Here is a 26,850-nt window from a genome sequence, read left to right as displayed (position 1 = left end):
CATACGAACATTCATTTTCATTATGCAGGGACTTCCGCCATATGATCAAGACATGAAATGTAAACCGTCAAATTCATCACAGACCCGAAAGGAGCAACCCATGTCCATCCGCCTCGCAGCCTTCGCCCTGCCCCGCCCGCGCCGCCTGCCCCTACGGCAGATGTACGAAGTCGCCCGTCAGCGCCGGGAACTGGCGCAACTCGACGATGCTATCCTTGCCGATCTCGGCCTGAGCCGTCATGACGCGCAGCGCGAGGCCGCACGCCCGTTCTGGGACCTGTCTGGCACCCCCTGCGCGTGACGCGCGGGCAGGCGCACCGGACCGGCACGAAAAACATATCCGAAACGGTCGGAAAAGCTTGAAAAGACCCCCGTCCCCTCCGATATTACTGGCAAAGCCCCGTCCCGGGGCTGCCACGTAACTGGAGGTATCAATGGCTCAACACGACACGATCCGGACGACAGCGGGCGCACGCGCCAGCGAGATCGACGCCGGACTGCGCGCGCACATGAACAAGGTCTACGGCACCATGTCCGTGGGGATGCTCATCACTGCGCTGGCGGCATGGGCCATCTCGGGACTCGCCGTGACCACCGATCCCTCGGCCGCGGCCGCGCAACTGCCCAACGGCGAGATGCTCACGGGCTTTGGTTCGGCGATCTACCTGTCGCCGCTGAGATGGGTGGTGATGCTGGCGCCGCTGGCGTTCATCTTCCTCGGCTGGGGCGCGTTGCTGCGCAAGGCACCCGCAGCGGGTGTGCAGCTTGGCTTTTTCGCCTTCGCGGCGCTGATCGGCATCTCGCTCAGCTCGATCTTCCTGGTTTTCACCAGCTTCTCGATCGCGCAGACCTTCGTGGTGACGGCGATCGCCTTCGCAGGGCTGTCGCTCTGGGGCTACACCACCAAGAAGGACATCTCGGGCTGGGGCAGCTTCCTCATCATGGGGGTGATCGGGCTGATCGTGGCGATGATCGTCAACATCTTCCTGCAGAGCCCGGCGATGATGTTCGCCATCTCGGCCATCGGCGTGCTGGTGTTTGCGGGGCTGACGGCGTTCTACACGCAGGAGATCAAGAACACCTACGTGGCCCACGCCGCGCAGGGCGACCAGGAATGGCTGGACAAGGCCGCCTATGACGGCGCGCTCAACCTCTACATCAGCTTCCTGAACATGTTCCAGTTCCTGCTGATGTTCATGGGCCAGCAGGAATAGCGCGCAAGCCTCTGGAAGACATCAGGGCCGGTCACAGCGACCGGCCCTTTTTCGTGCCTGCGCCGTGGGATTCGGGTATTTTTGCCAAGAAGAGGCACAGCACCAGGTGCAGAGTGGCGCACAAAGAGAAAGCCGCGCCCGGGGGCGCGGCTCTTGCCGTGTCGAACGGGAGGGCGATCGTTACTTGATCTTGCCTTCCTTGTACTCGACATGCTTGCGCGCGACCGGGTCGTATTTGCGCACGGTCATCTTGTCGGTCATGGTGCGCGCGTTCTTCTTGGTCACGTAGAAATGCCCGGTACCCGCGGTCGAGTTGAGGCGGATCTTGATGGTGGTCGGCTTTGCCATGTCTCGTCTCCTGCGGCGGATGCGCATGGGCACCCGCGAATATCCCATGAACCCCGCCTTTTACCGGGGCGCGCGACCGAGTCAACCGCGATTCCGGCGCGTGGCGAGGGAATTGCGCGCCGCCCTCAGTTGCTCGAGAGGCGCGTCGGCTTGCGGTAGAAATGATGCACGCCGATGGAGGCGGTGTGCGCGAACTTGCGTGCCCAGCGCGGCTTGACGGCGCGGGTGTGGTAGTAGGTCGCCCCGTCGGTCAGTTGCCGCGGTGCCCCCTCGACCATCAGCCGCGCGACCTTGGACACCTGCCCGTAGATGGACTGGTTGGCGATGTGCTCGGGGTTGCCGTCGCAGGTATAGGTGAACTGGCACTGGTATTTTTTCCCGGTACCCTGGTGGATCACGCCGCAGACCGTGTCGGGAAACTCGGGGTTATCGACGCGGTTCATGATGACCTCGGCCACCGCGAACTGGCCGCGCACGCTCTCGCCGCGGGCCTCGAAATAGAGCGCCTCGGCGAGGCATTCGGTCTGCTGGTCCGCGCCACGCACCCGCTGCCGCGCAAGCCAGCCGCGCGAATACTCGATCCCGGTCTCGGGGCGGGCAACGTAGCCGGCCAGCCGGTCACCCGGGATCGCGCGCAGGGCGCGGATTTCCTGGGCCATGAGTTGCGTGAGCGGGGTGTCCGCCACCACAGCCCCGCCTAAGGCGGAGACAAGCGCCGCGATCAAAAGCGTCCGTTTCATAGGCGATCTCCTTCGTTTTCCGGCGCGTTGCACCGGCACGATCATCGCGGGCCATTAGCCGAAAGCGCACCACGCGTCCACCCGCCCCCATCGGCGAATTTTTGCCGACGGGCAATCCAGCGCGTCTCAGCCCACAGAACGCGAAGGATCTTGCGCGAGGACGGCCTCAGGCGTGCCGATTCTGTCACGCACCGAGAGCTGTGCGGCAGCGAGTCGCGCCACCGGCACCCGGAAGGGCGAGCACGAGACGTAGGTAAAGCCCGCGTCTCGGCAGAACGAGATCGATTCGGGGTTGCCGCCATGCTCGCCGCAGATCGACAGCACAATGTCGGGGTTGGCCGCGCGCCCGCGCTCGGCCCCGATCCGCAGAAGCTCGCCCACACCATCGGTGTCGAGCACGTGGAACGGGTCTTCCGGAAAGACGCCCTGCTGCACATAGGCCGACATGAACCGACCGGCATCGTCGCGCGACAGGCCATAGGTCATCTGCGTAAGGTCATTGGTGCCAAAGCTGAGGAACGACACCAGGGGCGCGATCTCGCCCGCGCGCAGCGCTGCGCGCGGGGTTTCTACCATCACGCCCAGCCGGTAGGCAAAATCGCGCTGCCGCTCGTTGCGCACCGCCGCCGCCACCGCGTCGATGCGCGTCTTGACGATCTCCACCTCGCGGCGCGCGCTGACCAGCGGGATCATGATCTCGGGCACCACCGGCGCCTCGCCCTCGCGGCTCGCCTCGAGCGTCGCCTCGAAGATGGCGCGCGCCTGCATGTCGTAGATTTCCGGCACGGTGATGCCCAGCCGCACGCCGCGCATACCCAGCATGGGGTTGTATTCGCCCAGGGCCTCGACCCGGCGGGTGACGTCAGAGACCGGCATGTCCAGCGCCTCGGCCAGTTGCAGATGACCCGCACGGTCGGCGGGCAGAAACTCGTGCAGCGGCGGATCGAAGAGGCGGATGCAGACGGGTTGTCCCTGCATGATGCGAAACAGGTCGGCGAAATCGGCGCGTTGCATGGGCAGGAGCCGTTCGAGCACGGCGGCCCGGTCCTCGCTCGTGTCGGCGAAGATCATCTCGCGCATGACAGTGAGGCGGTCGGCCTCGAAGAACATGTGCTCTGTCCGGCACAGGCCGATGCCGCGCGCGTTGAAATTGCGCGCTAGCTCGGCATCGGCGGGGGTGTCGGCATTGGCGCGCACGGCGATGTCGCGGGTCTCGTCGGCCCAGGACATGAGCGTTTGAAAGGCGGCGTCGCGCGCGGCCTCGAGCAGCGGCGCCTCGCCCGCCAGCACCTCGCCGTTGGTGCCATCGACGGTGATCGTCTCGCCCGCGCGGATCACCTGCCCGCCGGGCATGGTCAGCATCTTGCGCCGGGTCTGGAAGCGGATATCCGACGCCCCCACGACGCAAGGCAGGCCGATGCCGCGCCCGATCACCGCGGCGTGGCTGGTGATGCCACCGCGCTCGGTGAGGATGGCGCTGGCGGCGTGCATCCCGCGGATGTCCTCGGGGCTGGTCTCGCGCCGCACCAGAACGCAAGGTTCACCCCGCGCCGCCGCCGCCTGCGCCTCGGCGGCCGTGAACACCACCTTGCCCGAGGCGGCACCGGGGCTTGCGGCGATGCCGTGGGCGAGGATGTCGCGCGGCGCCTCGGGGTCCACCTGCCGGTGCAGAAGCTCGTTGAGCGCACGCGGCTCGACCCGCATCAGCGCCTCCTCGCGGGGAATGATCCCATCCTCGGCCAGCGCCACCGCGATGGCCACCGCCGCGCGGGCGTTGCGCGCCACGCGGATGCCATCGAGGATCCAGACCTTGCCGTCCTCGATGGTGAACTCGGTCTGCATCTCTTCGCGCAGCTTCTCGCGCATGAGCCGCGTATGCGCGCGGATCTCGGCGAACGCGTCAGGGGCCAGCTCTTCGAGCGAGGGGCCACGCGGGTCGCGGGTGAGAAAGATCGAGTCCTCGCCGCCGCGCAGCGCGTCGCGCCCCTGGCTCTGGCTGAGGTAACGCCCGGTGATCTGCTGCGCGCCGGTGCGGCTATCGACAAGCTGCATCACGCCCGAACCGCTCTCGCCCGGGCCGATCCCCAGCGCCAGTTGCTGCACCACGAGGCCCAGCCCGGCATCTTTGGGTGCGCCCTTGGCCTGCCGCAGGAGGCGCGCCGTCGTCCCCTCCCAGGCGCGCGCCATCGAGCGCAGCACTTGCCCGAGTTGCACGGCCGGATCCTGCGGGAAGGCCTCGTCGGTCTCGTCCTCGTAGGCGCGCAGCGCCTCTCCCAGCCCTTGCACCGGGTCGGGTGCGACCTCTTCGAACACGTCCGGATCGAGCCGGGCCACGTGGATGGCATAGGATTGCACGAAACGCAGGTAGATATCCGAGGCCGCCTGCTTGCCGATCTGCTCGGACAGATCCAGGTAGCGCGCGTCGTTCATCCCGATGTTGAGCACCGCGTTCGGCCCGCCCCAGTCAGGGTCCTCGGACGAGGGGCGCACACACAGGAGCGGCGTCGCGCCGAAAGGGGCGAGCAGCGCGGCCATGTCGGGCATCTCGCCCGCCGCGATGCGGTGAACGGCGTCAAACGATAGCGCGATGGTGCGCGGTACCGGCAGGTCGAGCCGCACCAGCCGTTGCAGGCATTTCGCGCGGCCGCCATGGGTGTCCGCTTGCATGGGCGCCGAGGCGGTGATGAGGGTGATATCGGGGTCGTCTTGCTGCACTGCGGCACCTCTCCTTTGCCCGCACCATACGCCGCGATGTGAACATGGCAAGGGAAAGGATCACAGGCGTGTGACGGGTAAGAGGTGGCCGTCCCTACCCCTCGACGCGGGTCAGATCGGCGGCCTGAAGGCAGATGTGGCGGATTCGGCTCAGCAGGTTGAGCCGGTTGCGACGGATGACCGCATTCTCGACATTGACCTGCACCGCGTCGAAAAACGCGTCGATGGGCGCGCGCAGGGCGGCCATCGCGGACATGGCACCGGCAAAGTTCTCCGAGCCGAGCGCGGCGGCGATTTGCGGCTCGGCCGCGTCGAGAGCGGCGAACAGCGTGCGCTCCTCCTCCGTGTCGGCGAATTTCACGTTGGCGCCGTAGGAATACTCGACGCCATCCTTGTCCTCGGCTTGGCTTAGAATGTTGTTGGCGCGCTTGAACCCCTGCAACAGGTTCTCGCCATCGTCGGTTTTGAGGAAATCCCCGAGCGCGCGGGCGCGGTGGACGAGCAGGGTGAGATCGTCGTTGTTCGGCATGGCCAGACAGGCGTCGATCACGTCATGGCGCAGGCCCTCGTCGCGCAGGTGGACCTTAAGGCGGTCGTGGAGGAAGGCGAGGAGGTCGTCGCTGAGGTCCGGCATAGCTGCGCCCACCTTGTGTATCAGGCTGCCATTGCCGGTTTCCGGCGTCCGGTCCCGGTCGTGCAACTTGTCAAGAACCGCCTCGAAGGCGGCACCGAACACGCCGTGATGGGCGATCTCGTCAAGTATTTCCTCCAGCGTGTCGATCTCGTCATCACTGGCATCGTCTCGATTGAGTTTGATCTTCTGGCGCAGAAGCTGCGCGTCGATAAAGCGGTCGAGCGGCAGGCGAAGGTCGCCTTCCATCACCATACGGATCACGCCGAGAGCCGCGCGGCGCAGGGCGTAGGGATCCTTGGAGCCGGTGGGTTTCTCGTCGATGGCCCAGAAACCGGTCAGCATGTCGATCTTGTCGGCCAAGGCGACCGCTACCGAGACGGGGGCGGCGGGCACCGCGTCGCCCGGCCCGAGCGGCTTGTAATGCTCCTCGCAGGCCGCCGCGACCTCTGGCGCGAGCCCCGCGGCCTTGGCGTAATAGCGCCCCATAAGCCCCTGCAATTCGGGGAATTCACCAACCATTTCCGACTCGAGGTCGGCCTTGGCGACCTGTGCCGCCTGTTCCGCCAAGCTGGCATCCGCCCCCACCAACGGTGCGATCTCGCGCGCCAACGCCGCGATGCGCGCCACGCGATCGGCCTGGCTGCCGAGCTTGTTGTGGAAGGTGACGTCGTGCAGCCCCTCGGCCATGCCTTCGAGGCCCCGCTCGCGCACAATGCGCAGGTCGTTCTCCCAGAAGAATTTCGCGTCCGACAACCGCGCCGCCAGCACCTTTTGATTGCCCGCCAGAATGGTCGCGCCGTGGTCGGCGGTCTCGACATTGGCGACGGTGACGAAGCGCTCTATCCGGCCCGATTTCGGGTTCCTCACCGAGAAGAATTTCTGGTGCTCCTTCATCGAGGTCTGCAACACTTCCGGCGGCAGGCCGAGGAAATCTTCGTCGATCCGGCCCATCAGCACCACGGGCCATTCCACCAGCCCCGCCACCTCGGCCAGAAGCCCGCGATCCTCGACCACCTCGAGCCCCGAGGCAAAGGCCTGGTTGGTGGCCTCCTGCCAGATCGTTGCCTGCCGTTCGGCTGCGTCGAGCACCACGTTTGCGCGCTTTAGCTTTGCTTCGTAATCCTCGAAGGACGTGACGGAAAACGGCTCCGGCGCCATGAATCTGTGCCCGCGCGTGACATCGCCCGCGCGGATACCGTCGAGCTCCATCTCCACCACCTGCGCCTCGCCACCGTCGTCGGTGAGGATGCACAGGATGGAATGCAGCGGCCGCACCCAGCGCAAACTGCCCGCACCCCAGCGCATCGACTTGGGCCAGGGGAAGTGGCGGATGACCTTCTCCAGCTCTTCCGCCACGATGTCGGTGGCCGGGCGACCGGGCCGGGTGATGGTGGCGAAATAGACTTGGCCCTTCTTTTCATCGCGAATTTCCAGGTCGTCGCGGCTGACGCCCGCGCCGCGCAGGAACCCTTCGATGGCCTTGTCCGGGGCGTCCACCCGCGGGCCCTTGCGCTCTTCGCGCGTGGTGGGGCTTGTCGCAAGCAGCCCGTGCACCGCGAGCGTCAGCCGCCGGGGGGTGGAGAACGCCGCCGCGCCCGCATAGGTGAGCCCCGCATCGACCAGCGCATCGGTCATCAGCCGCTTGAGATCCTCGGCGGCCTTTCCCTGCATGCGCGCGGGGATTTCCTCGGAGAACAGTTCGATCAGGAGATCAGGCATGGGGCTCAGTATCCTTGCGGCGGTTCGGGGCAGTCGTCGGGGGCGGGCTGGCCGTCAAAGACCACTTCACCGCAGCGGTTGATCTGGTGCCAGGCAAAGGCGCGGCCCTCGCCGGTGACAGCCAGCACCCGGTCGATGCCATAGGTGATGTTCTTCTGGCCGAGATACGCGCGGGCGCGACCCTCTTGCAGCGCGGCACCGATGGCCTCGGCATCGAAACAGTCGAACCAGCCGGGCGCGTTGAGCGGCTCGGCGGACTCGTAGGTGGCGAGCGCCACATCCTGCGGCAAATCGGTTTCGAAACAGGCACGGAAGCGAATCGGCGAGCTGTCGGCGTCGATGCCCGCGAAATCGCGCACCGGCAGGGCGCGCGTGCCGCCGTCGGCGAGGGTGATCCGCATGTCCACTGTGCCACCCTCCGAGGCGGGGCGAACCTCTTCGTAGAAGTGGTAGACCTGCAGGTAATACATCGCCACCCCGGCGATCAGGGCGGCGACCAGAATGCCAATGCTGAGAACCCTGCCCATCAGGCCGCCTGCCCCCCGGCCCCGGTCCGGACGAAGGCATCGGCGCAGGCCCGTGCCAGCGCGCGCACGCGACCGATATAGGCCTGCCGTTCAGTCACGGAGATGACGCCGCGCGCGTCGAGCAGGTTGAAGATGTGGCTGGCCTTGATGCACTGGTCATAGGCGGGGTGCGCCATGACGATGCGCTTGGCGGTCTTGGGGTCGGTCTCTTCCTGGCCGAGGATGGCGGCGCATTCGGCCTCGGCCTCCTCGAAATGCCGGAGCAGCACGGTCGTGTCGGCCACGTCGAAATTGAAGCGCGAGTATTCCTCCTCGGTCTGGCGGAACACGTCGCCATAGCTGAGCGGTATGGGCGCGCCGGGGTCGTTGAAGGGCATGTCCATCACATGGTCCACGCCCAGCACATACATCGCCAGCCGCTCCAGCCCGTAGGTCAATTCCCCGCTGACCGGGTGGCAGTCATGCCCGCCGACCTGCTGGAAATAGGTGAACTGGCTGACCTCCATCCCGTCGCACCAGACCTCCCAGCCGAGGCCCCAGGCGCCGAGCGTGGGGCTTTCCCAGTCATCTTCGACGAAGCGGATGTCGTGCAGGGCCGCGTCGATGCCGATGGCGGCGAGCGAGCCGAGATAGAGATCCTGCAGATCGGGCGGCGAGGGTTTGATCAGCACCTGGTACTGGTAATAGTGCTGCAGGCGGTTCGGGTTCTCGCCGTAGCGCCCGTCGGTGGGCCGGCGCGAGGGCTGGACATAGGCCGCGGCCCAGGGCTGAGAGCCGAGCGAGCGCAGGGTGGTGGCGGGGTGAAACGTGCCCGCGCCCACCTCCATGTCATAGGGTTGCAGGATCGCGCAGCCCTGGCCCGCCCAATAGGCTTGGAGCCGGAGAATGATCTCCTGAAAGCTGCGCGGTCTCACAGTGCTGTCGGTCATGCGAAACGCCCCCGAAATTGCCCGCCCTACCTAGGCCGGGCGCGGGGCATGGTCAATCGGGCTTCGGGGTCGCGTCGGCGTGGCGTCGGTGGCAGAAAGGAGATGCAATGCCCGCGTAGTTTGGTAGAACCGGTCAGAGGCGCCGAGCAGGGCGCAAACCAGATACGGGATGCACAGGAATGCGTTTGGTCACGGCCCTTTGCTACATGGTTTTCATTTTTCCTCTCACGGCAGCGGCGCAGGATACGGGCGGCGCTGCCCGGCAGGTCTGGGTGCAGATCGAGGCGCAGCCAACCCTCGCCGAGGCGCGGGCGCGGGCGCGCGTCTACGCGCGCGACCTGCCGGACGTGAACGGATTTGCCCTGGGGCGGGGCTGGTATGCGATCGCGCTTGGCCCTTACAGGGAGGACGAGGCCGAGCGCGTGCTCCAGGTTTATCGCCGCGAGGGGGTGATCGCGCGCGACAGCTATATTGCGCGATCGTCCGACTTCGGCCGCCGGTTCTGGCCCGTCGGCGACGCGAGCGCGCCCGCCCCCGCGCCCGAGGAGGCTCCGCTCGTGACCGCCCCCGATCCCGCCCCGCAGCCCGAACCGGGGGAAACCCTGCGCGAGGCCCGCGCCGGCGAGGCCCGGCTGAGCCGCGAGGAACGTGAGGAATTGCAGGTCGCGCTACAATGGGCCGGGGTCTATGACGGCGCGATCGATGCGGCGTTCGGGCGCGGCACCCGCGGGGCGATGGCCCGCTGGCAGCAACAGAACGGGTTCGAGCCGACCGGCGTGCTGACCACGCGCCAGCGCGCCGCGCTGATGGGGCAGTATAACGCGGTACTGGAGGATCTCGGACTGGAAACCGTGCGCGATACCCGCGCGGGCATCGAGATCGACCTGCCGCTCGGGGTGGTTGAATTCGACCGCCACGAGGCCCCCTTTGCCCATTACCAGCCCAGCGGCAGCTTTCCAGCGCAGGTTTTGCTCATCAGTCAGCCGGGCGACCGCACGACCATGACCGCGCTCTACGACATCATGCAGAGCCTCGAGATCGTGCCCGAAACCGGACCCCGCGCGCTCGAATCGGACGGATTCACCCTCACCGGCGAAGGGCGCGACACGGTCTCGCATACCCGCGTCTGGCTGCGGGGGCGCGAGATCAAGGGGTTCACCCTTGTCTGGCCCGCGGGCGACGAGGCCCGCCTCACCCGGCTGCTCGAGGAGATGGAGGACAGTTTCACCCCCCTGCCCGGCACGCTTGATGCCATCGTCGCCCCCGCGACGGGGCAGCGCGTGGACCTCGTCGCAGGCCTCGACGTGCGCCGGCCAGACCGCGTGCGCACGGGCTTTTTCGTCGATGCGCGCGGCGCGGTGATGACCGCCGCCGAGGCGGTGCAGGGTTGCGGACGGATTACCATCAACGAAACAACGGAAGCCGATATTGCCCACCTGGACGAAGCCTTCGGGGTGGCGGTGCTACGCCCGCGCGACCAGCTTGCGCCCGCACAGGTTGCCCGGTTCCGCGACGGTCTTCCGGCGGTACTGTCACGAGTGGCAGTGGCGGGCTATTCCTACGAGGGGCTGCTGGGAGCACCCACCGTCACCTTCGGCCAGTTGGCGGCGCTCGAGGGGCTCGACGGCGAGACGCATCTCAAGCGGCTGGCGCTCAGCGCGCGTGCTGGCGATGCGGGCGGCCCCGTGCTTGATGGCAGCGGCGCGGTGCTGGGCATGCTGGTGCCCTACGAGACCGAGGGACGCAGCCTGCCCGAGGGGGTGAGCTTTGCCGCCACAAACGGCGCGCTACGCGCAGTTCTGGATGCCGGCGGCGTCACGCCGCGCGCCGCCACGGTAGAGGCCGACCTCTCGGGCGAGGCGCTGACCGACCGGGCCGAGGCGATGACCGCACTCGTGGGGTGTTGGGAATAATTCTCTGCAAACATCACGATTTCGCCATCGACCGGGCCGGCGGAGGCCGCGGCGACGGGGCGTGATGATGCTGTCACGCACACCCGGAGACAGCATCATGACCGCAAGACATCTCTTTGCCGCGCTCGGCCTTTTCGGCCTCGCGGTGCCCGCCGCTACCGCGCAGCAGGGCCAATACGCACAGGACATGGGCGGCTACACCACCGCGATCGTGGGCGGCAGTAGCCAGATCATGCCACCAGAGGGCCATACCGGCCAGTGGTGGACCCACCCTTCGGGCTGCGAATACTCCCGCACGGGCCGCCCCGGCGAGGTGGTGTGGTATCTCATCCTCAACACCGCGCGCCCCGAATGCCCGACCTATATCGCCACGCGCGGCGGGCGCGACGTCTACTGACCAGGACGCGGCGGCGCGCCCTCAGGGCCGCCAGAACCGCGGCAGGAGCAGCACCAGCACGGCGAGAATTTCAAGCCGTCCCATGAGCATGGCGACGATCATCAGCGCCTTGGCCGTCTCGGGGAAGCCCTGCACCGAGCCGGTTGCGCCCACGCTCGGGCCAAACGCGGGACCGATATTGAAGATCGCGGTCCACGCGCCCGTGACAGATTCGATCAGCGTCAGCCCGGTCAGTTCCAGCGCCACGGAAAACACCCCGAGCGACAGGATGTAGACGGTGAAGAGCAGCATCACCGATTGCAGCACCTCGTCCTCGACCCGCCTTCCCTCATGGCGCAACACCATGACCGAGTTGGGATGAAAGATACGCCGCGCCTGCTGTCCCAGCGCGCGCAGCATGAGCTGGTAGCGGAAGATCTTGATCGAACATCCCGTGGACCCGGTGCACCCGCCGATCGCCCCGACCGCGATCAGGATCACGAAGGGAAAGCTGCCCCAGGCGGTAACGTCGCCATCGCCATAGCCGGTGCCGGAGAACAGCGACACCGTGTTGAAGAGCCGTGCGCGCAGCCCCTCCTCGTCGATATGTCCGGTCACGGCGATCTCGTAGCCAACCACAAGCAGCGCCGCATAGCCGATCCAGCGCAGGTAGGTGCGCACCTGGCTGTCGTGCCAAAGCGGGCGCAACTGCCCCTGCACCCCCTGCATCAGCCGCACGAAGGGCAGCGTGGACAGGATCATGAACAGGATGCAGGCATATTGGACCGGCGCGTCAAAGGCCGCGAAGGACACGTCGTACGTCGAGAACCCGCCGGTGGCGACGGTTGTGAAGGCATGTACCGTCGCGTCGAACGCGCCCATCCCCAGCACGAAGTAGACAAGGATGCAGGACAGTGTCAGCAGCAGGTAGACGTTGAGCACCCCCTTGGAGATGTCGATGGTACGCGGCAGCGCCTTGCCGAAGGTGTCGAAGCCCTCCGAGCGAAAGAACTGCATCCCCCCCACCCGCATCTCGGGCAGGAAAACCAGCGCCACGATGACGATTCCGAGCCCGCCCAGCCATTGCAGGATGCCGCGCCACAGCAGCAGCCCCTTGGGCAGGTCGTCGAGCCCCGCGATCACGGTGGTGCCGGTTGTCGTCATCCCCGACATCGATTCGAAGAACGCATCGACGAAACCGAGCCCGGTCTCGCCCAGCACAAAGGGCAGCGCCCCGAAGAGCGGCAGCACCACCCACACCGTGGTGGTCAGCAGGAACGCCTGCTGGATGCTCAGCCCGTGGCCCATCGCGTTGCGGCATGACAGCGCCACGAGCCCGCCCGCGAGGCATGTGACGATCAGGCTCTCGGCGAATACGGTCCAGTGCTCCCGCCCCTCGGCGAGATCGACGAGCAACGGCAGCAGCATGGTCGCGCCCATGGCCATCACCATGAGCCCGACGAGATATCCCACGGGTCGCACGTCAAACATGGCGCGCAGCGTTGGCCGCGCCTTGCGACGGTGTCAAGCGCCATGCGTGTCGGGCTCAGCCCGGCAGGATGTCCTCCATGACGAAGGCCGGGATGTCACGCCGCGCGAGGCCCATGGCGGCCAGTTCCGCGTCGCTCAAAGCGTGCATGCGCGCCACGCTGGACAGCCGTGCGCGGCTGAGCATGTAGGCATTCATCCCCGGCGCGCGCTCGGCCATGAAGAGATCGAGATCACGCCGCCATGTGGCGGGAAGGAATCGAACGGTCAGGTCGGTTTCGGTCATCGGGTCCCCTTTCGCGGGTCGAACGGGTCCCCTCCCCGGGCACATCATAACGCATCGCGGCGCGCGATGCGCGGGTGCGCGGCGAGGTCGGCACGAGGTGTTGCTGCAATGCAGCACGAACGCAAAGGGGCCCGGCGGATGCTTTCCGGCGGGCCCCCATGCGCGCGCGGCGCGGATCAGGTGTAGAACAGGTCCTTGAACACGTGATAGGCGATCTGGTCCCGCGGGATGCCGAGGCGGGCAAGTTCCTGGTCGGACTTGGCCTCGAGTGCCTCGATCTGCCCACGCCGCGACCGCGTGCGCGCCATCCGCTCACATCCCCGCTCGAGCCCGGCCACGAAGCGGCCCCATGCGCCCCGAAGCGGCGAGACAGAGATATTGGTTGCAATGTTCGTCATCTGGAAACCTCACATTTGTGATGCGTTTCCTCCCTGACGCCAACTTAGGTCATCGCTCTCCGCGTCACGAGCCCCAATTCGGAATGGCCGGGTTGCGTGGATTGCATCCCGGCCTGCAAGTCTTTATTCCGACTTCGTTTTCTCGTCCCGCTGCGGCATGGCAGGCGGGTTGGAGGGCGCGCGCGGACGCTTGGCGGCGGCGGGTGCGGTCTGCTCCGCCTTGGGCTCTGTCGGCTCTGGGGCGGGCTTGGTCGGGGCACTCGCCTTCGGCTCTTGCGGCTTGGGCGCGGACCTTGTCTGTGCGGGCGCGGGTTTTGCCGACGCAGGCTCGACCGGCTTCGCCTTGGGCTCGGCCGACTTGGGCGTGGGGGCCTGGGTTGCGGCCGGTTTTGCGGCTGGAGCCGCCTTGGCCTTGGGTTCGTTTTTCGTGGCCGTGGAGGTGGCTTTGGCCGCTGCCGGTTTCTTCGCGGGCGCGGGCTTGGCCGCGGGAGCCGCCGCTGCCACCGGCCGCTTGGCGAAGGGCGTGGCGTTGAGCCCCGCCTCGGTCATGATCCGAGCGACGCGCAATTGGCTCTCGATCATGTATCCGGTCAGGCGGATGCCCGCCGCGGAGAGCTTGAGCGGGAGATCAGGTGCAAGCATTGTGATCGTTCCTTCTCGTCAGGTCGTGCCGCTGATAGAGCGCACAGGTGACATGCGCGTAACGCGCATCTGTTTCTGCAATGCAGCATCAGCGGTGCAAGGTCAAATCACATCGTGCGGATGCGGCAATATCTCGCTGCACCGCCCACAGATTGCCCGAAAAACGGACAGGTCGCTCAGCCGCCGTGCACGAGGGTCTGGAACAGGCGCGGGTCGAGGCTTGTCGCGGCGAAGGTATCGCCTTCCGTCAGCACGCTGACCGCGTCATGGCTGTGCAGGCTTTCCTGATGGCTTGCCACCACCCGGAAATCGCCGACCCGGGGTTCGGCCAGCAATTGCTCGCAGAACAGCCGCGCGGCGTCCTCGACGAAAACCGGGTTGGCCGCGTTCAGCTCGGCGAATGCCTGCTCGTCCTCGCGCTTGACCATCACCTGCGTCTCGGTGGGTACGGCGCGGCGGGCAAGCTCGATCAGGTCCTCGAACCACAGGCAGTCGCCTTCGACCACCTCGACCGAGATGCGCGCCACCGAGCGCTGTGAATGCGGTGTGGCGAGCTGCCCGCGCGTGCGCCGCGCGTGTTCGCTGAGTTCGAGCGAGCAGGGGCAGGTCGAGGAATAGACATAATCCACGTGCATGAGCTTGCGCCGCACGCCACCCGTCTCCACCAGTTCCAGCGCGATGTCGTAATACTGGTAGCCCACCAGCCCAGAGCGCAGTGCCTCCACCTTCATCGGGTAGGAGAGCCGCATCTGGAGGCGCGCATCAATGCTGTCGAGATCGGCGAGGTAGTCGTCGAGCGCCGCTGTCATCACCTCGAAGCTGAAGGTCTTTTCCGCATGGCGGTAGAAGCTGCGCATGATGCGCGACATGTTGATCCCCTTCTTGCCCGCCTCGAGGCTCACCGTGCCGGTGACCGAGGTCTCGAGCGTGAGATCGCCGTTGTCACGGGTGTGGTAGCGGATCGGCAGGCGGAAATTGGAAATCCCCACATGCTGCAATTGCTGCCGCGTTCCCCGGATGAGCGAGGACGGCCCGTTCTGAAGATCGGGCAGCGTCGCGCGATAGGCGGCATCGGCGGCGAAACCCGCAGGGTAGTCGCGCGACAGCGTCGGGTAATTCATCACCTCGTCGCCGGGCAGAAGCCGGGCGATCGCCGGGTCGAGGTCGGCCACCTCTTCGGGGGTGGCCGACTGCGCCCATTGGCGCAGCCGCGCGAGGGCTGTCTTCGCCTCGTCCCGGTCCGGGGTCGGCGCCATGTCAGACGGATGCACGTTCATAGATAGGATTCCCTGTCCGCTGTGCCGGAATTGACCATATAAGGTTTCCCTCCGGATTTCCAATCGCGTAACTTCATACGCGAAAACCGGCAGGACGGATCAAACCGCGTCGAGCGCCGCGCGCAGATCGGCCACGAGGTCGCCCGCATCCTCCAGCCCCACGCTGAGCCGCACCAGCCCCGGCGTGATACCCAGCGCGGCGCGCCGCTCCTCGGAGAGGCGCTGGTGGGTTGTGGTCGCCGGATGTGTGACGATGGATTTGGCGTCGCCGAGGTTGTTGGAAATGAGCACGATTTCGAGCGCGTTGAGAAAACGGAAAGCCGCCTCCTGCCCGCCCGCGATATCGAGCGCCAGCACGGTGCCGCCCTGCCCCATCTGCCGCATGGCCAGCGCGTGCTGTGGATGCTCCGGCAGGCCCGGATAGATCACCCGTACCCGTGCGTCGCTTGCAAGCGCCTCGGCAATGACCTGCGCGCTCGCGGCCTGCGCGCGCACGCGCAGGTCAATGGTCTCCAGCCCCTTGAGCATGACCCAGGCGTTGAACGGCGACAGCGCGCCCCCGGTATGCTTGAGATATGGCTCCAGAACCTTGCGGATAAAGTCGCGCCGCCCCAGCACGACGCCGCCAAGGCACCGGCCCTGCCCGTCGATATGCTTGGTCGCCGAATAGACGACCACGTCGGCACCCTGCGCGATGGCGTCGGAATACACCGGCGTGGCAAAGACGTTGTCCACCACCACCGTCGCGCCCACGTCATGGGCTATCCCGGCCACCGCCGCGATATCGACCACCTCGAGCGTCGGGTTGGCCACGGTCTCGAAGAACACCGCCTTGGTGCCGGGGCGCACCGCCGCGCGCCATTGGTCGAGGTCCGTGCCATCGACGAAGGTGACCTCGACACCGAAGCGCGTCAGCACCTCCTCCAGCACGTAGAGACAGGAACCGAAAAGCGCTTGCGCCGCGACCACATGATCGCCCGCGCGCAGCATCGCGGTGAGTGCGCCCGACACCGCCGCCATTCCGCTCGCTGTGGCAAAGGCGTCCTCGGCACCCTCGAGGGCGGCGATGCGTTCCTCGAACATGGCAACGGTCGGGTTGCCGTAGCGGGCATAGATAAACTGGTCCTCGCCAGCCTCGATGAACCGCGCCTGCGCCGCCTCGGCGGTCTCGTAGACGAATCCCTGCGTGAGAAAGAGCGCCTCGCTCACCTCGCCATACTGGCTGCGCCGCGTGCCACCATGCACCAGTTTCGTGCGTGTCTTCATGTATCACCTCCGGGCGTGTCGCCCATGAAAAAAGCCCCGTTCGCGGTCAAGCGAAAGGGGCCTTTCTCCTGACCTCTTTAGCGGGATGTTTAACGTGGCCCGCAATCCGGTAACAAATCGCCACGCCGCACCGATTATCCGCAGTCCGCGCGCGCGTCAACACTGTCACGCAGGCTTAACCAAAACGTCACCGCTTCGAAATATCCCCGGCCTACACCGCAGCCACAAGATGTAGTGGGATGTGCACGCCATGCCGATCATTCACGTCAATGCCGGTGACAGGCTGCCTTGCACGCTCTCTCTCGATGAGTGCGGACCGGTGATCATCATGGTGCACGGGTTCAAATACGCCCCCGGCCACGTCACCGAATGCCCGCACCGCCATATCTTCGCGCTCGACCCCGCGCGCGACTGCTTCAAGGTGGTGAGTTGGCCGAGGGGCCTCGGCTTCGACGGGCGTGCCCCGGGAGAGGGGCTTGCAATCGGCTTCGGCTGGAACGCGCGCGGCTCACCGTGGCGTGCCTACGGCGAAGCTGCGCGCGCAGGGCAAGCGCTGGCAGACCTCGTTTCGGCTGTCCGGCGGCGTGCCCCGCACCGCCCCGTCCACGCCATCGCCCACTCCTTTGGTGCGCGGGTCGTGCTCGCGGCTCTGGCGCATCTCGCACCCGGTGCGCTGGGGCGAATCATCCTGCTGGCGGGGGCCGAGTTCGGCCATAACGCGGGGGCCGCGCTCGACACGCCCGCAGGCCGCGCCACCGAGATCGTCAACGTCACCACGCGCGAGAACGATCTCTACGATGCGCTGCTCGAATGGCTGATGCCGGCACCTGCGCGCGGCGACCGCAGCCTCGGGCTGGCGCTGCGCCCGGGTGCCAACGTGCTAACGCTGCAACTCGACGATGGCGACACGCTTGCGGCTCTCGGGCGCGCGGGGGTTGATATCGCGCCGCCCACCGCGCGCATCTGCCACTGGTCGCCCTATACCCGCGCGGGCGCCCTGCCCTTCTACGCGCGGCTCCTGCGCGAGCCCGAGCACCTCACCCTAGCACAGCTTCGCGCCGCGCTACCCGGGCGTGCCACGCCGCGTTGGTCGCGGATCGTGCCCGATCTGCGCCTGCCCTTGCCAATCGGGCGCAAGCCGTCATTCTGACCGGGCCACAGCCCCGGAGGATGCCATGACCGACCCGATCGACCTGTATTACTGGCCCACGCCCAATGGCTGGAAGATATCCATCGCGCTGGAGGAGATGGGCCTGCCCTATCGCTGCCACCTCGTCGATATCGGCGCGGGCGATCAGCACAAGCCCGATTTCCTGGCCATCTCGCCCAACAACCGCATCCCGGCGATCACCGATCCGGATGGGCCAGGGGGCGCGCCGATCAACATCTTCGAATCGGGGGCGATCCTGCTATATCTGGCGCGAAAGACCGGGCGCTTTTACGGCGAGACGGAGCGCGAGCGTATCGCCGTGGAGGAATGGCTCATGTGGCAGATGGGCGGCGTCGGACCGATGGCGGGACAGGCGCATCATTTCCTGAAATTTGCCAAGGAGGATATCCCCTACGCCAAGGACCGCTATCGCGGCGAGGTGGCCCGGCTCTACGGCGTGCTCGACCGCAGGTTGGCGGAAAACCGCTACGTCGCAGGCGATTTCTATTCCATCGCCGACATGGCGCTCTGGGGGTGGTGCTCGCTGTGGGAGGGCCAGCAGCAGGTGCTGGACGACAAGCCGCATTTCGCCCGCTGGCTGGAGGAGGTGAGCGCGCGGGAGGGCGTGCGCCGGGGCCGCGCACTTCATGCCGACAAACGCCGCGACCCGACGGCAAAGCCCGCCTGATCCGCGCAGTCGCGAACCTGATACGAACCGTCACGAAAGGGTAGACAGCCCAAGAGCGGACCGCTTAGGGTCAACGCACTGTTTTACACCCGTCCCTAAACAAGCCGGGCAAACATCACCACAGGGGGACCACGATGAAACTGACCGCACTTCTTACCACCGTCGCGGCGCTGGCTTTGGCCGCACCCGCGCATGCCGAGTTCAAGCTGGGCGACCGCTATACCGACAATGACGGCGATCTCATCGCCGACATCCCCGAGGACGAATCGAAATGGCTCGACCCGGACACGATCATTTTTGCCTATACCCCGGTCGAGGACCCGGCTGTCTATGCCGAGGTCTGGCAGGGTTTTCTCGATCACATGGCCGAGGTGACCGGCAAGAAGGTGCAGTTCTTCCCGGTGCAATCGAACGCCGCGCAGATCGAGGCGATGCGCGCCGGACGCCTGCACGTCGCGGGCTTCAATACCGGGTCGAATCCCCTGGCCGTGGCCTGCGCGGGCTTTCGCCCGTTCACCATGATGGCCGCCGCTGACGGCTCCTTCGGCTACGAGATGGAGATCCTCACCTATCCCGGCTCTGGGATCGAGAGCGTCGAGGACATCAAGGGCAAGGAACTGGCCTTCACCTCCGAGACCTCGAACTCGGGCTTCAAGGCGCCATCAGCCATCCTCAAGGCCGAGTTCGGCATGGAGGCGGGCCGCGATTTCGAGGCGGTCTTCTCGGGCAAGCATGACAACTCGATCCTTGGCGTCGCCAACAAGGATTACATGGCCGCCTCTATCGCCAACTCGGTCAAGGCGCGGATGATCGACCGCGAGGTGGTCACCGAGGATCAGCTCGAGGTGCTCTACAAGTCGCAGACCTTCCCCACCACCGGCTATGGCGTGGTCCACAACCTGCACCCCGACCTGCAGGACAAGGTCAAGGAGGCGTTTGCCACCTTTGAATGGGAAGGCTCCAAGCTGGAGGAAGAGTTCAAGAAATCCGGAGAGGCGCAGTTCATTCCGATCACGTTCAAGGAGCATTGGTCGGTCATCCGCACCATCGATGCGGCCAACGACGTCGAATATAACTGCAACTGAGCCTTCTTCCCTGTCAGGATCGGCGCGGGCGGTATCGTGCTGCCCGTGCTCGTTTTCGGAAAGTAACCGGACATGCTGCATCTCAAGGGTCTCGGCAAGACCTACAAGACCGGCGACACGGCGCTCAGCGACGTGACGCTTTCGGTGCCCAAGGGCCAGATCATGGGGCTGATCGGGCCGTCAGGCGCGGGCAAGTCCACCCTCATCCGTTGCATCAACAGACTGGTGGAGCCCACCGCCGGCGCGGTGCTGCTGGGCGACATCGACTTGGCAAAGCTAGGCAAGCGCGAGCTGCGCCGCCAGCGGCGGCGGATCGGCATGATCTTTCAGGAATACGCGCTGGTCGAGCGGCTCACGGTGATGGAGAACGTGCTCTCGGGTCGCCTCGGCTATGTGCCGTTCTGGCGTAGTTTCCTGCGCCGCTACCCGCCCACCGACATCCGCAACGCCTATCGCCTGCTCGACCGGGTCGGGTTGATGGACCACGCCGACAAGCGCGCCGACGCGCTGTCGGGCGGGCAGCGGCAACGGGTGGGCATCGCGCGCGCATTGGCGCAGGAACCCGAACTCCTGCTTGTGGACGAACCCACCGCCAGCCTCGACCCCAAGACCAGCCGCCAGATCATGCGCCTGCTTACAGAAATCTGTGCCGAGCGTGACCTGCCCGCCATCGTCAACATCCACGACGTGCCGCTGGCGCAGCAATTCATGCAACGCATCGTGGGGCTGCGTGCGGGCCGCGTGGTCTTTGACGACGCACCCGAGACGCTGACCGAGGCGGCGCTGACCGAAATCTACGGTGCCGAAGACTGGCACGCCATGCGCGCGGGCGATGCCGAGCAGGCCGAGGCCGAAGCCGAGGCGAAGGCACGGATGGAGGCGCTCGCCTGATGGCCGACGCCTACCCCACCACATGGAAGCGCCCGCCGCAGATCGTGACCGACCGCCGCTGGCGTCTTGCTCTAAAAATCGGCGTCGTGCTCTACCTCGTGCTGGCCATCGGCACGCTCGAAGTGGACTGGGCGCGCGTCGCCGCCGGGCTGGAGCGCGGGCAACGCTTCGTCATGGGATTTCTCACGCCGGATTTCACCAGCCGCTGGATCGATATCCGCCAAGGGCTGATCGAAAGCCTGACCATGACGCTCACCTCGACCGTGATCGGCGTCATCATCTCGGTGCCCATCGGCGTCGGCGCGGCGCGCAACCTCGCGCCGCGCGCGATCTACTATGTCTGCCGCGGCATCATCGCGGTCAGCCGCGCGCTGCAGGAAATCATCATCGCCATCTTTCTCGTGGCGATGTTCGGGTTCGGGCCCTTCGCCGGCTTTCTCACGCTCAGCTTCGCCACCATCGGCTTTATCGCCAAGCTGCTCGCCGACGATATAGAGGAGATCGACGAGGCGCAGGCCGAGGCGATCCGCGCCACCGGGGCCTCGTGGCTGCAACTTGTCAACTACGCGATCCAGCCGCAGGTGATGCCACGTCTCATCGGCCTGTCGCTCTACCGGCTCGACATCAATTTCCGCGAAAGCGCGGTGATCGGCATTGTCGGCGCGGGCGGGATCGGCGCGACGCTCAACACCGCCATCGACCGCTACGAATATGACAGCGCGGGCGCGATCCTGCTGATCATCATCGGCATCGTGATGGTGGCGGAATACGGTTCCAGCTACCTGCGAAAGTTCCTGCAATGAGCGAAATCACGCATCATTCCGAGGTCTGGGCGCATCGCACGCCGCGCAAGCGGCTGGTGATGTGGCTCGGTTGGCTGGCTCTGGTGGCGCTGTTCGTGTGGTGCTGGCAGGTGATGACGGAAAACACCATTTGGGCCTTCGTCGCCGACGCGCCCCGACAGGCGGCCGATATCGGCGGCCGGATGGTGCCGCCGCGCCTCAGCTACCTGCCGGAGCTGATGGTGCCGCTCTGGGACACGATCAACATCGCCACACTGGGCACGCTGGGCGGCGTCATCATGGCGGTGCCGGTGGCGTTCATGGCGGCGCGCAACACCACGCCCTCACAGCGCATCCTGCGGCCCATCGCCCTTTTTATCATCGTCGCATCGCGCTCGATCAACTCGCTGATCTGGGCGCTGCTCTTGGTGGCGATCATCGGGCCGGGCATCCTCGCGGGGATTGTCGCCATCGCGCTGCGCTCCATCGGCTTTGTCGGCAAGCTGCTCTACGAGGCGATCGAGGAGACCGACGCGCGCCAGATCGAGGCGGTGCAGGCCACCGGTGCCAGCCCCGCGCAGGTGGTCAGCTACGGCATCGTGCCGCAGATCATGCCCGCCTTCTGGGGTATTTCGGTGTTCCGCTGGGACATCAACATCCGCGAGAGCACCATCCTGGGGCTGGTCGGCGCGGGCGGGATCGGGCTCAAGCTTCAGGCCTCGCTCAACGTGCTGGCCTGGCCGCAAGTGACGGTGATCCTGCTGTTGATCCTCGCCACCGTGGTGCTGAGCGAATGGGTCTCGGCGCGGGTGCGCCACGCGATCATCTGACCGCGCGGCGCGTCTGGACCGCGCTCAGGCGCTCAGCAGGCGGTAGAGTTCGTCCTTCAGCCGCGCGCGTTCCTTGCGCAGGTCCATCTCGGCGAGGTCGTCCATCGGCTCGACCAGGGTCTCGGCGCGGTGCACCTTGCGGTTCACCTCGTGATACTCCTCCGCCAACCGTGCGAAGTGCGGATCGGCCTGTTTCATCTCGCCGGTTCTCTCGGCGAATTGCGGAAATTCCTCGTGAAGCTCGTGGGGGGTGTGGGACATCGCGCGTCTCCTGTTGTTTGCCTGCCGACCCACCCTAATGGGGGCGGGCGCGACGCACCTTGACCCGGATCAAACCGGGCGGGTGCACAGGGGTCGACTTGCGGCGGCGCGGGGCCGCGCGTCAGCGCCGGGCACGTCGCCAGCCTGCGGCGCGCGCTTCGGCCTCCGAGCAGAACCAGCGTTCGCCCTGCCCAGGCCGGATCACCGTGCGCGCGTAATCCGCCTGCCCCGGCAGGTGGTGGATGCGCTTGCCCGAGCGGCTGATATTGCCCTTGATCGCGCAATCCGGGTCGGGTGCGGCGGTCTGCGTCGCGCGATCCTCGCGCACGGTGCGGCGATGGTCCGCTGGCCGGTCGAAGCGGTGCGCGTGCAGCCCGATCCCGGCGATGACGGCGCGTTTCTCGTCGAGGTCATAAGCCATCGAGTACTTGCGATAGGCTAGCGCCAGCCCCTCGGTCACCAGCATCCGGCCCACGTCCTGCCCAGCCACCGCGCAGGTGGCGACAGTACGCCCGTAACGATCGGTATCGACCGTGTCACAGCGCGCCATGCGGCCCCCGATCCGCCTACGCACCTGATCGGCGGCCCATGTGCCGCAATCCCATGCCACGCCATCCGCGTTGGTGCAGCGCTGCCCCAGTTCGGGCGCGTCGATGCCGTGCAGGCGGACCCGCGTGGCCCCCACGTCGAGCGTATCGCCATCGATCACGCGCACCGGCCCGCCGAACCCCTGCGCAATGATCGCGGCGGGGAACATTGTAAGAACGATCAGTAAAGAAATCCTTAACATGCCCCTTTATTGCGGGAGGGGATGCTGCTTTTCAATACAGAACGTGAACAAAGCGTTAATGCGCGATCACCGCTGCGCGTGTTCCCAATCGGGGTGAAGCCACGGGGCCGCGTTGTCCGGCGGCAGGCGGCGGCCCAGCACCGCGTCGGCGATTTTCTCGCCCGCCATGATCGACGGGGCGTTGAGATTGCCGTTCGTGATGCGCGGGAAGATGCTCGAATCGGCCACGCGCAAGCCGTCGACGCCGATCACCCGCCCATCTGGATCGACCACGGCATCGCTGTCATCCGCGCGACCCATCCGGCAGGTGCCGCAGGGGTGATAGGCGCTCTCGGCATGCTCGCGGATGAAATCGTCGAGCGCGTCGTCGCTCTGCACCTCGACACCAGGCTGTATCTCGTGTTTGCGATAGGGCGCGAAGGCCTCCTGCGCAAATATCTCGCGTGTGAGCCGGATGCAGCGGCGGAAATCTATCCAATCGCTCTCCGCGCTCATGTAGTTGAAGCGGATCACCGGGTCGTCGGCAGGATCGCTGCTGCGCAAGGTGATCGTGCCGCGAGATTCGCTGCGCATCGGGCCGACATGGGCCTGAAACCCGTGCCCCTCGGCCGCCGCCTTGCCGTCATAGCGCACGGCAATGGGCAAGAAATGGAACTGGATATCGGGGTAATCGACACCCGCGCGGGAACGGATGAAACCGCAGCTCTCGAACTGGTTCGAGGCTCCCGGCCCCTGCCGACCCAGAAGCCAGCGCAGCCCGACCCAGCCCTTGCCGAAAAGGTTCCAGTACTTGAAGAGGCTCACCGGCTGGCTGGCGGCCATCTGGACATAAAGCTCCATGTGATCCTGCAGGTTCGCACCAACGCCGGGCCGGTCGGCCACAACCGCGATGCCGTGCTCGGAGAGATGCGCCGCCGGACCGATTCCCGACAGCATCAGCAGCTTCGGCGAATTGATCGAAGAGGCCGCGAGAATCACCTCGGCGCGCGCGCGCACCACCTCGCTCCGTCCGCCGCGCAGCACCTCTACGCCGGTTGCGCGGCCCTCATGGGTCACCACGCGCTGCACCAGCCCGCGCAGCAGGTCGCAATTCTCGCGCTTCAGGGCCGGTCTCAGGTATGCATTCGCCGCCGACCAGCGCTGGCCCTTGTGGACCGTCATCTCGAAGGGGCCGAACCCCTCTTGCTTTTCGCCGTTATAGTCGTCGGTCCGCTGGTATCCCGCCTGCACCCCCGCCTCGACGAAGGCGCGCACCAGCGGGTTATCGCGCTTGCCGCGGCTTACATGCAGCGGACCATCGGTTCCGCGCCACGCCGGGTCGCCGCCATGCCCGCCGTCGTCCCAAGCCTCCATCCGCTTGAAATACGGCAGCACGTCCGCGTAGCCCCAGCCGTCGCAGCCCTGATTGCGCCAATGGTCGTAGTCATGCGCATGGCCGCGCACATAGACCATGCCGTTGATCGAGCTTGAACCGCCGATCACCTTGCCGCGCGGACAGGCCAGCCGCCGCCCGCCGAGGTGCGGCTCGGGCTCGGTTTGGTAGCCCCAGTCGTAGCGGCGCATGTTCATCGGATAGCTGAGCGCGCCGGGCATCTGGATGAAGGGGCCGGCATCGGTGCCGCCATGCTCGATCACCAGCACGGACTTGCCGGCCTCGCTGAGCCGGTAGGCCATGGCGCAGCCCGCGCTGCCGGCGCCCACGATGACGTAGTCGGCCTCCATCAGCACCTCCTCCGGTTGCCCGCGTGGGAGTGTGGATATCCCTGGCAAGATGACGTCATCATACGCCCCCCCTATTCGCCCCGTGGAAAACGCTGGTTTTCCTCGACCACGTTGAGGTCCATGTGGTTGCGCATGTAGCGCTCCGATGCCTTTTGCAGCGGTTGGTAATCCCACGGGTAATAGCCGCCCTGACGCAGTGCCTCGTAGACCACCCAGCGGCGCGCCTGGCTCTCGCGCACCTGCGCATCGAAGGCGTCGAGATCCCAGCGCGCCGCGGCCTTGGCCTGCAACTGCGCCAGCGTGCCGGCATGGGCGGAGTCATCCGCGAGATTGGTCAACTCGTGCGGGTCGGCCTCCAGGTCAAAAAGTTGATCGGGGTCGAGCGAGCACCGATTGTATTTCCACTTGCCATAACGCAGCGAGACGAGCGGCGCGTAGCTTGCCTCGGCCGCGTATTCCATCGCCACAGGGGCGTCGCGTTTGCCGCCCTGTCCGAGATGGACCAGCGATTGCCCCTCGGTCCAGGGCATCACCTCGGACATGTCGGCACCACCCAGGTCACAGAGCGTCGGGCAGACGTCGATATTACTCACCGGGTCGGCCACGAGGCCCGGCGCCATATCGGGGGCACAGATCATCAGCGGCACGCGGGACGAGCCCTCGTAGAACGACATCTTGAACCAAAGCCCACGCTCGCCCAGCATGTCGCCGTGATCCGACACGAAGAGGATCACCGCCTCCTGCCGGGTGGCCTCCAGCGCCGCCATCACTTCGCCGATCTTGTCATCGAGATAGGAGATGTTGGCGAAGTAGGCGCGGCGAGAGCGGCGGATGTCTTCCTCGGTGATGTCGAACGCCCGCCAGTCATTGGCATCGAAAATACGTTTGGAATGCGCGTCGTGATCCGCGTAGGCCATGGCGGGCACCTCCGGCAGGAGATGCTCGCACTCCTCGTAAAGGTCCCAGTATTTGCGCCGCGCGACGTAGGGGTCATGCGGATGGGTAAAGCTCACCGTCAGGCACCAGGGCCGCGCGTCATGGCCGCGGGCGAGATCATAGACCTTCTGCGCGCCGTGAAAGGCCACCTCGTCATCGTATTCCATCTGGTTGGAAATCTCGGCCACGCCGCTGCCGGTGACCGAGCCAAGGTTGTGATACCACCAGTCGATCCGCTCGCCCGGCTTGCGGTAATCCGGCGTCCAGCCAAAGTCTGCGGGGTAGATATCCGTGGTGAGCCGCTGCTCGAAGCCATGCAACTGATCGGGGCCGACGAAATGCATCTTGCCCGACAGGCAGGTCTGATAGCCCGCCCGGCGCAGGTGGTGGGCATAGGTGGGAATATCCGCCGAGAACTCGGCGGCGTTGTCGTAGACGCGGCTGCGCGAGGGCAGCAGCCCCGACATGAAACTCGCCCGCCCCGGGGCGCAGAGCGGGCTGGCCGTGTAGGTATTGGCAAACCGCGTCGAGCGCTCGGCCAGCTTGCGCAGGTTGGGCGTGTGCAGCCACTCGGCCGGACCGTCGGGAAAGAGCGTGCCGTTCAACTGATCGACCATGAAGATCAGGATATTGGGGCGGTGGGTCATCTTTCCTCCTGGGGCAGGCTGGTGTCGAGATAGCGCAGCAGCACGTCGATTGCGGCCTCCGGGGCAACACCGCCCTCGCCGAGTGACTGGCGGATATAAAGCCCGTCAATCATCGCCGCGCAGCCGCGGGTGAGCGTGGTCGCGTCGCATCCCGGTACCTGCCGGAAGGCGTGATAGAGATTCGAGCGCAGCCGCCGCTGGTAGACATGCAACAGCCGCCGCGCCGCATCCGAGCGCTGCGCCTGTACATAGAAATTGAGCCAGGCGGCAACCATCTCAGGTCGGAACTGCGCCGGGGTAAAGCTGGCGCGGATGATCGCCTCGACGCGCTGGCGCGGCGTTCTCGCCATGCTGAGCGCACCGCGCACCTCGGCACCGTAGAGCGACAGCACATGGCGCATGGCAGCGGCGAACAGCGCCTCCTTGGAACCGAAATAGTGATGCGCCAGCGCCGAGGACATGCCCGCGCGCCGCGCGATCTGCGCCACCGTCACGTCGAGCGCGCCGCGCGCGCCGATCTCGTGAATCGTGGCCTCCACCAGCGCGCCGCGCCGGATGGGCTCCATTCCGAGCTTGGGCATGGATCGCCTCCCGAG

27 protein-coding genes and 1 riboswitch are annotated in these 26,850 nt (G+C 66.3%); of the genes, 10 read left to right on the top strand and 17 right to left on the bottom strand.

Annotated features, from left to right (window positions below):
• The first annotated feature begins 100 nt into the window (after window positions 1-100).
• Both C6W92_RS03560 and C6W92_RS03555 read left to right on the top strand, forming a co-directional pair.
• Complete coding sequence (locus C6W92_RS03560) at window positions 101-301, top strand: DUF1127 domain-containing protein (RefSeq protein ID WP_129431685.1); 201 nt, start codon at window positions 101-103, stop codon at window positions 299-301.
• A gap of 133 nt (window positions 302-434) precedes the next feature.
• Window positions 435-1,214, top strand: coding sequence for a Bax inhibitor-1/YccA family protein (locus tag C6W92_RS03555; RefSeq protein WP_129431684.1), 780 nt, complete (start codon window positions 435-437; stop codon window positions 1,212-1,214).
• Between the two features lie 180 nt (window positions 1,215-1,394).
• On the opposite strand, the gene rpmG is transcribed toward C6W92_RS03555, so the two are convergent.
• From rpmG to C6W92_RS03525, 6 genes are all read right to left on the bottom strand, one after another.
• A complete protein-coding gene (gene rpmG, locus C6W92_RS03550) occupies window positions 1,395-1,562 on the bottom strand; it encodes a 50S ribosomal protein L33 (protein ID WP_129431683.1) in 168 nt (55 codons plus the stop codon).
• Between the two features lie 125 nt (window positions 1,563-1,687).
• Entirely contained in the window at window positions 1,688-2,302 is a 615-nt protein-coding gene (locus tag C6W92_RS03545) for a cell wall hydrolase (RefSeq protein WP_129431682.1), read from the bottom strand.
• Window positions 2,303-2,428: 126 nt separating this feature from the next.
• Window positions 2,429-4,969, bottom strand: a complete 2,541-nt coding sequence (locus tag C6W92_RS03540) for a putative PEP-binding protein (protein WP_241691062.1) — start codon at window positions 4,967-4,969, stop codon at window positions 2,429-2,431.
• Window positions 4,970-5,111: 142 nt separating this feature from the next.
• On the bottom strand, window positions 5,112-7,370 hold the full coding sequence (gene glyS / locus C6W92_RS03535) for a glycine--tRNA ligase subunit beta (RefSeq protein WP_129431680.1): 2,259 nt from the start codon (window positions 7,368-7,370) through the stop codon (window positions 5,112-5,114).
• 5 nt (window positions 7,371-7,375) lie between these two features.
• Entirely contained in the window at window positions 7,376-7,897 is a 522-nt protein-coding gene (locus C6W92_RS03530) for a DUF6446 family protein (protein WP_129431679.1), read from the bottom strand.
• Complete coding sequence (locus C6W92_RS03525) at window positions 7,897-8,826, bottom strand: glycine--tRNA ligase subunit alpha (RefSeq protein ID WP_104018063.1); 930 nt, start codon at window positions 8,824-8,826, stop codon at window positions 7,897-7,899. The genes C6W92_RS03530 and C6W92_RS03525 overlap by 1 nt, the downstream gene beginning before the upstream one ends.
• Before the next feature lie 206 nt (window positions 8,827-9,032).
• Here C6W92_RS03525 and C6W92_RS03520 point away from each other — a divergent pair, with 206 nt between their 5' ends.
• Entirely contained in the window at window positions 9,033-10,739 is a 1,707-nt protein-coding gene (locus C6W92_RS03520; protein WP_129431678.1) for a serine protease, read from the top strand.
• A 97-nt stretch (window positions 10,740-10,836) separates the two neighbouring features.
• A complete protein-coding gene (locus C6W92_RS17915) occupies window positions 10,837-11,136 on the top strand; it encodes a hypothetical protein (RefSeq protein ID WP_241691056.1) in 300 nt (99 codons plus the stop codon).
• Window positions 11,137-11,157: 21 nt separating this feature from the next.
• Here C6W92_RS17915 and C6W92_RS03510 read toward each other — a convergent pair whose 3' ends face one another.
• From C6W92_RS03510 to metZ, 6 genes are all read right to left on the bottom strand, one after another.
• Window positions 11,158-12,606, bottom strand: coding sequence for a TrkH family potassium uptake protein (locus tag C6W92_RS03510; RefSeq protein ID WP_129431677.1), 1,449 nt, complete (start codon window positions 12,604-12,606; stop codon window positions 11,158-11,160).
• Window positions 12,607-12,661: 55 nt separating this feature from the next.
• Entirely contained in the window at window positions 12,662-12,889 is a 228-nt protein-coding gene (locus C6W92_RS03505) for a DUF1127 domain-containing protein (protein WP_129431676.1), read from the bottom strand.
• Between the two features lie 176 nt (window positions 12,890-13,065).
• On the bottom strand, window positions 13,066-13,287 hold the full coding sequence (locus C6W92_RS03500) for a hypothetical protein (protein ID WP_129431675.1): 222 nt from the start codon (window positions 13,285-13,287) through the stop codon (window positions 13,066-13,068).
• Between the two features lie 123 nt (window positions 13,288-13,410).
• Entirely contained in the window at window positions 13,411-13,929 is a 519-nt protein-coding gene (locus C6W92_RS03495) for a hypothetical protein (protein WP_129431674.1), read from the bottom strand.
• Window positions 13,930-14,105: 176 nt separating this feature from the next.
• The gene (folE2, locus tag C6W92_RS03490) at window positions 14,106-15,206 is read right to left on the bottom strand and encodes a GTP cyclohydrolase FolE2 (protein ID WP_129431673.1); all 1,101 of its coding nucleotides are present in this window, start codon (window positions 15,204-15,206) and stop codon (window positions 14,106-14,108) included.
• Between the two features lie 99 nt (window positions 15,207-15,305).
• Window positions 15,306-16,472, bottom strand: a complete 1,167-nt coding sequence (gene metZ / locus C6W92_RS03485) for an O-succinylhomoserine sulfhydrylase (protein WP_129431672.1) — start codon at window positions 16,470-16,472, stop codon at window positions 15,306-15,308.
• 56 nt (window positions 16,473-16,528) lie between these two features.
• Window positions 16,529-16,606: riboswitch (SAM riboswitch) on the bottom strand.
• Window positions 16,607-16,722: 116 nt separating this feature from the next.
• Between metZ and C6W92_RS03480 the strand changes: the two genes are divergently transcribed.
• The 6 genes from C6W92_RS03480 (at window position 16,723) to phnE (C6W92_RS03455) (ending at window position 21,898) form a co-directional block, all read left to right on the top strand.
• Entirely contained in the window at window positions 16,723-17,622 is a 900-nt protein-coding gene (locus tag C6W92_RS03480; RefSeq protein WP_129431671.1) for a DUF726 domain-containing protein, read from the top strand.
• 25 nt (window positions 17,623-17,647) lie between these two features.
• Window positions 17,648-18,310, top strand: a complete 663-nt coding sequence (locus tag C6W92_RS03475) for a glutathione S-transferase N-terminal domain-containing protein (RefSeq protein ID WP_129431670.1) — start codon at window positions 17,648-17,650, stop codon at window positions 18,308-18,310.
• A 134-nt stretch (window positions 18,311-18,444) separates the two neighbouring features.
• Window positions 18,445-19,395: a phosphate/phosphite/phosphonate ABC transporter substrate-binding protein gene (gene phnD, locus C6W92_RS03470; protein WP_129431669.1), complete on the top strand. Its 951-nt coding sequence runs from the start codon at window positions 18,445-18,447 to the stop codon at window positions 19,393-19,395.
• Window positions 19,396-19,467: 72 nt separating this feature from the next.
• Window positions 19,468-20,286, top strand: a complete 819-nt coding sequence (gene phnC, locus C6W92_RS03465; RefSeq protein WP_129431668.1) for a phosphonate ABC transporter ATP-binding protein — start codon at window positions 19,468-19,470, stop codon at window positions 20,284-20,286.
• A complete protein-coding gene (gene phnE, locus C6W92_RS03460; RefSeq protein ID WP_129431667.1) occupies window positions 20,286-21,089 on the top strand; it encodes a phosphonate ABC transporter, permease protein PhnE in 804 nt (267 codons plus the stop codon). The genes phnC and phnE (C6W92_RS03460) overlap by 1 nt, the downstream gene beginning before the upstream one ends.
• Entirely contained in the window at window positions 21,086-21,898 is an 813-nt protein-coding gene (gene phnE / locus C6W92_RS03455) for a phosphonate ABC transporter, permease protein PhnE (RefSeq protein ID WP_129431666.1), read from the top strand. Before phnE (C6W92_RS03460) ends, phnE (C6W92_RS03455) begins: the two co-directional genes overlap by 4 nt.
• Window positions 21,899-21,922: 24 nt before the next feature.
• Here phnE (C6W92_RS03455) and C6W92_RS03450 read toward each other — a convergent pair whose 3' ends face one another.
• From C6W92_RS03450 to betI, 5 genes are all read right to left on the bottom strand, one after another.
• Window positions 21,923-22,159 (bottom strand): DUF465 domain-containing protein, encoded by a 237-nt coding sequence (locus C6W92_RS03450; RefSeq protein ID WP_129431665.1) that lies wholly within the window; start codon window positions 22,157-22,159, stop codon window positions 21,923-21,925.
• 121 nt (window positions 22,160-22,280) lie between these two features.
• Window positions 22,281-22,949 (bottom strand): thermonuclease family protein, encoded by a 669-nt coding sequence (locus tag C6W92_RS03445; RefSeq protein ID WP_129431664.1) that lies wholly within the window; start codon window positions 22,947-22,949, stop codon window positions 22,281-22,283.
• A 66-nt stretch (window positions 22,950-23,015) separates the two neighbouring features.
• Window positions 23,016-24,671 carry a choline dehydrogenase gene (betA, locus tag C6W92_RS03440; RefSeq protein ID WP_129431663.1) on the bottom strand — a complete coding sequence of 552 codons (1,656 nt, stop codon included), beginning with the start codon at window positions 24,669-24,671 and terminating at the stop codon, window positions 23,016-23,018.
• A gap of 71 nt (window positions 24,672-24,742) precedes the next feature.
• On the bottom strand, window positions 24,743-26,254 hold the full coding sequence (gene betC / locus C6W92_RS03435) for a choline-sulfatase (protein WP_129431662.1): 1,512 nt from the start codon (window positions 26,252-26,254) through the stop codon (window positions 24,743-24,745).
• Window positions 26,251-26,835 (bottom strand): transcriptional regulator BetI, encoded by a 585-nt coding sequence (gene betI / locus C6W92_RS03430; RefSeq protein WP_129431661.1) that lies wholly within the window; start codon window positions 26,833-26,835, stop codon window positions 26,251-26,253. The genes betC and betI overlap by 4 nt, the downstream gene beginning before the upstream one ends.
• Window positions 26,836-26,850 lie beyond the last annotated feature (15 nt).

The sequence above is a fragment of the Roseovarius sp. A46 genome (assembly GCF_004126395.1).
GTDB classification, from domain to species: Bacteria; Pseudomonadota; Alphaproteobacteria; order Rhodobacterales; family Rhodobacteraceae; genus Roseovarius; species Roseovarius nitratireducens.
Note: the sequence above shows the minus strand (reverse complement) of the source record. Positions and strands in the feature narration are given on the sequence as shown.

What these genes read in the sequence shown, in the direction of transcription:
- C6W92_RS03560 (WP_129431685.1), top strand. Translation starts at nt 101, where the DNA reads ATGTCCATCCGCCTCGCAGCCTTCGCCCTGCCCCGCCCGCGCCGCCTG.
- C6W92_RS03555 (WP_129431684.1), top strand. Translation starts at nt 435, where the DNA reads ATGGCTCAACACGACACGATCCGGACGACAGCGGGCGCACGCGCCAGC.
- rpmG (WP_129431683.1), bottom strand. Translation starts at nt 1,562, where the DNA reads ATGGCAAAGCCGACCACCATCAAGATCCGCCTCAACTCGACCGCGGGT.
- C6W92_RS03545 (WP_129431682.1), bottom strand. Translation starts at nt 2,302, where the DNA reads ATGAAACGGACGCTTTTGATCGCGGCGCTTGTCTCCGCCTTAGGCGGG.
- C6W92_RS03540 (WP_241691062.1), bottom strand. Translation starts at nt 4,969, where the DNA reads ATGCAAGCGGACACCCATGGCGGCCGCGCGAAATGCCTGCAACGGCTG.
- glyS (WP_129431680.1), bottom strand. Translation starts at nt 7,370, where the DNA reads ATGCCTGATCTCCTGATCGAACTGTTCTCCGAGGAAATCCCCGCGCGC.
- C6W92_RS03530 (WP_129431679.1), bottom strand. Translation starts at nt 7,897, where the DNA reads ATGGGCAGGGTTCTCAGCATTGGCATTCTGGTCGCCGCCCTGATCGCC.
- C6W92_RS03525 (WP_104018063.1), bottom strand. Translation starts at nt 8,826, where the DNA reads ATGACCGACAGCACTGTGAGACCGCGCAGCTTTCAGGAGATCATTCTC.
- C6W92_RS03520 (WP_129431678.1), top strand. Translation starts at nt 9,033, where the DNA reads ATGGTTTTCATTTTTCCTCTCACGGCAGCGGCGCAGGATACGGGCGGC.
- C6W92_RS17915 (WP_241691056.1), top strand. Translation starts at nt 10,837, where the DNA reads ATGACCGCAAGACATCTCTTTGCCGCGCTCGGCCTTTTCGGCCTCGCG.
- C6W92_RS03510 (WP_129431677.1), bottom strand. Translation starts at nt 12,606, where the DNA reads ATGTTTGACGTGCGACCCGTGGGATATCTCGTCGGGCTCATGGTGATG.
- C6W92_RS03505 (WP_129431676.1), bottom strand. Translation starts at nt 12,889, where the DNA reads ATGACCGAAACCGACCTGACCGTTCGATTCCTTCCCGCCACATGGCGG.
- C6W92_RS03500 (WP_129431675.1), bottom strand. Translation starts at nt 13,287, where the DNA reads ATGACGAACATTGCAACCAATATCTCTGTCTCGCCGCTTCGGGGCGCA.
- C6W92_RS03495 (WP_129431674.1), bottom strand. Translation starts at nt 13,929, where the DNA reads ATGCTTGCACCTGATCTCCCGCTCAAGCTCTCCGCGGCGGGCATCCGC.
- folE2 (WP_129431673.1), bottom strand. Translation starts at nt 15,206, where the DNA reads ATGAACGTGCATCCGTCTGACATGGCGCCGACCCCGGACCGGGACGAG.
- metZ (WP_129431672.1), bottom strand. Translation starts at nt 16,472, where the DNA reads ATGAAGACACGCACGAAACTGGTGCATGGTGGCACGCGGCGCAGCCAG.
- C6W92_RS03480 (WP_129431671.1), top strand. Translation starts at nt 16,723, where the DNA reads ATGCCGATCATTCACGTCAATGCCGGTGACAGGCTGCCTTGCACGCTC.
- C6W92_RS03475 (WP_129431670.1), top strand. Translation starts at nt 17,648, where the DNA reads ATGACCGACCCGATCGACCTGTATTACTGGCCCACGCCCAATGGCTGG.
- phnD (WP_129431669.1), top strand. Translation starts at nt 18,445, where the DNA reads ATGAAACTGACCGCACTTCTTACCACCGTCGCGGCGCTGGCTTTGGCC.
- phnC (WP_129431668.1), top strand. Translation starts at nt 19,468, where the DNA reads ATGCTGCATCTCAAGGGTCTCGGCAAGACCTACAAGACCGGCGACACG.
- phnE (WP_129431667.1), top strand. Translation starts at nt 20,286, where the DNA reads ATGGCCGACGCCTACCCCACCACATGGAAGCGCCCGCCGCAGATCGTG.
- phnE (WP_129431666.1), top strand. Translation starts at nt 21,086, where the DNA reads ATGAGCGAAATCACGCATCATTCCGAGGTCTGGGCGCATCGCACGCCG.
- C6W92_RS03450 (WP_129431665.1), bottom strand. Translation starts at nt 22,159, where the DNA reads ATGTCCCACACCCCCCACGAGCTTCACGAGGAATTTCCGCAATTCGCC.
- C6W92_RS03445 (WP_129431664.1), bottom strand. Translation starts at nt 22,949, where the DNA reads ATGTTAAGGATTTCTTTACTGATCGTTCTTACAATGTTCCCCGCCGCG.
- betA (WP_129431663.1), bottom strand. Translation starts at nt 24,671, where the DNA reads ATGGAGGCCGACTACGTCATCGTGGGCGCCGGCAGCGCGGGCTGCGCC.
- betC (WP_129431662.1), bottom strand. Translation starts at nt 26,254, where the DNA reads ATGACCCACCGCCCCAATATCCTGATCTTCATGGTCGATCAGTTGAAC.
- betI (WP_129431661.1), bottom strand. Translation starts at nt 26,835, where the DNA reads ATGCCCAAGCTCGGAATGGAGCCCATCCGGCGCGGCGCGCTGGTGGAG.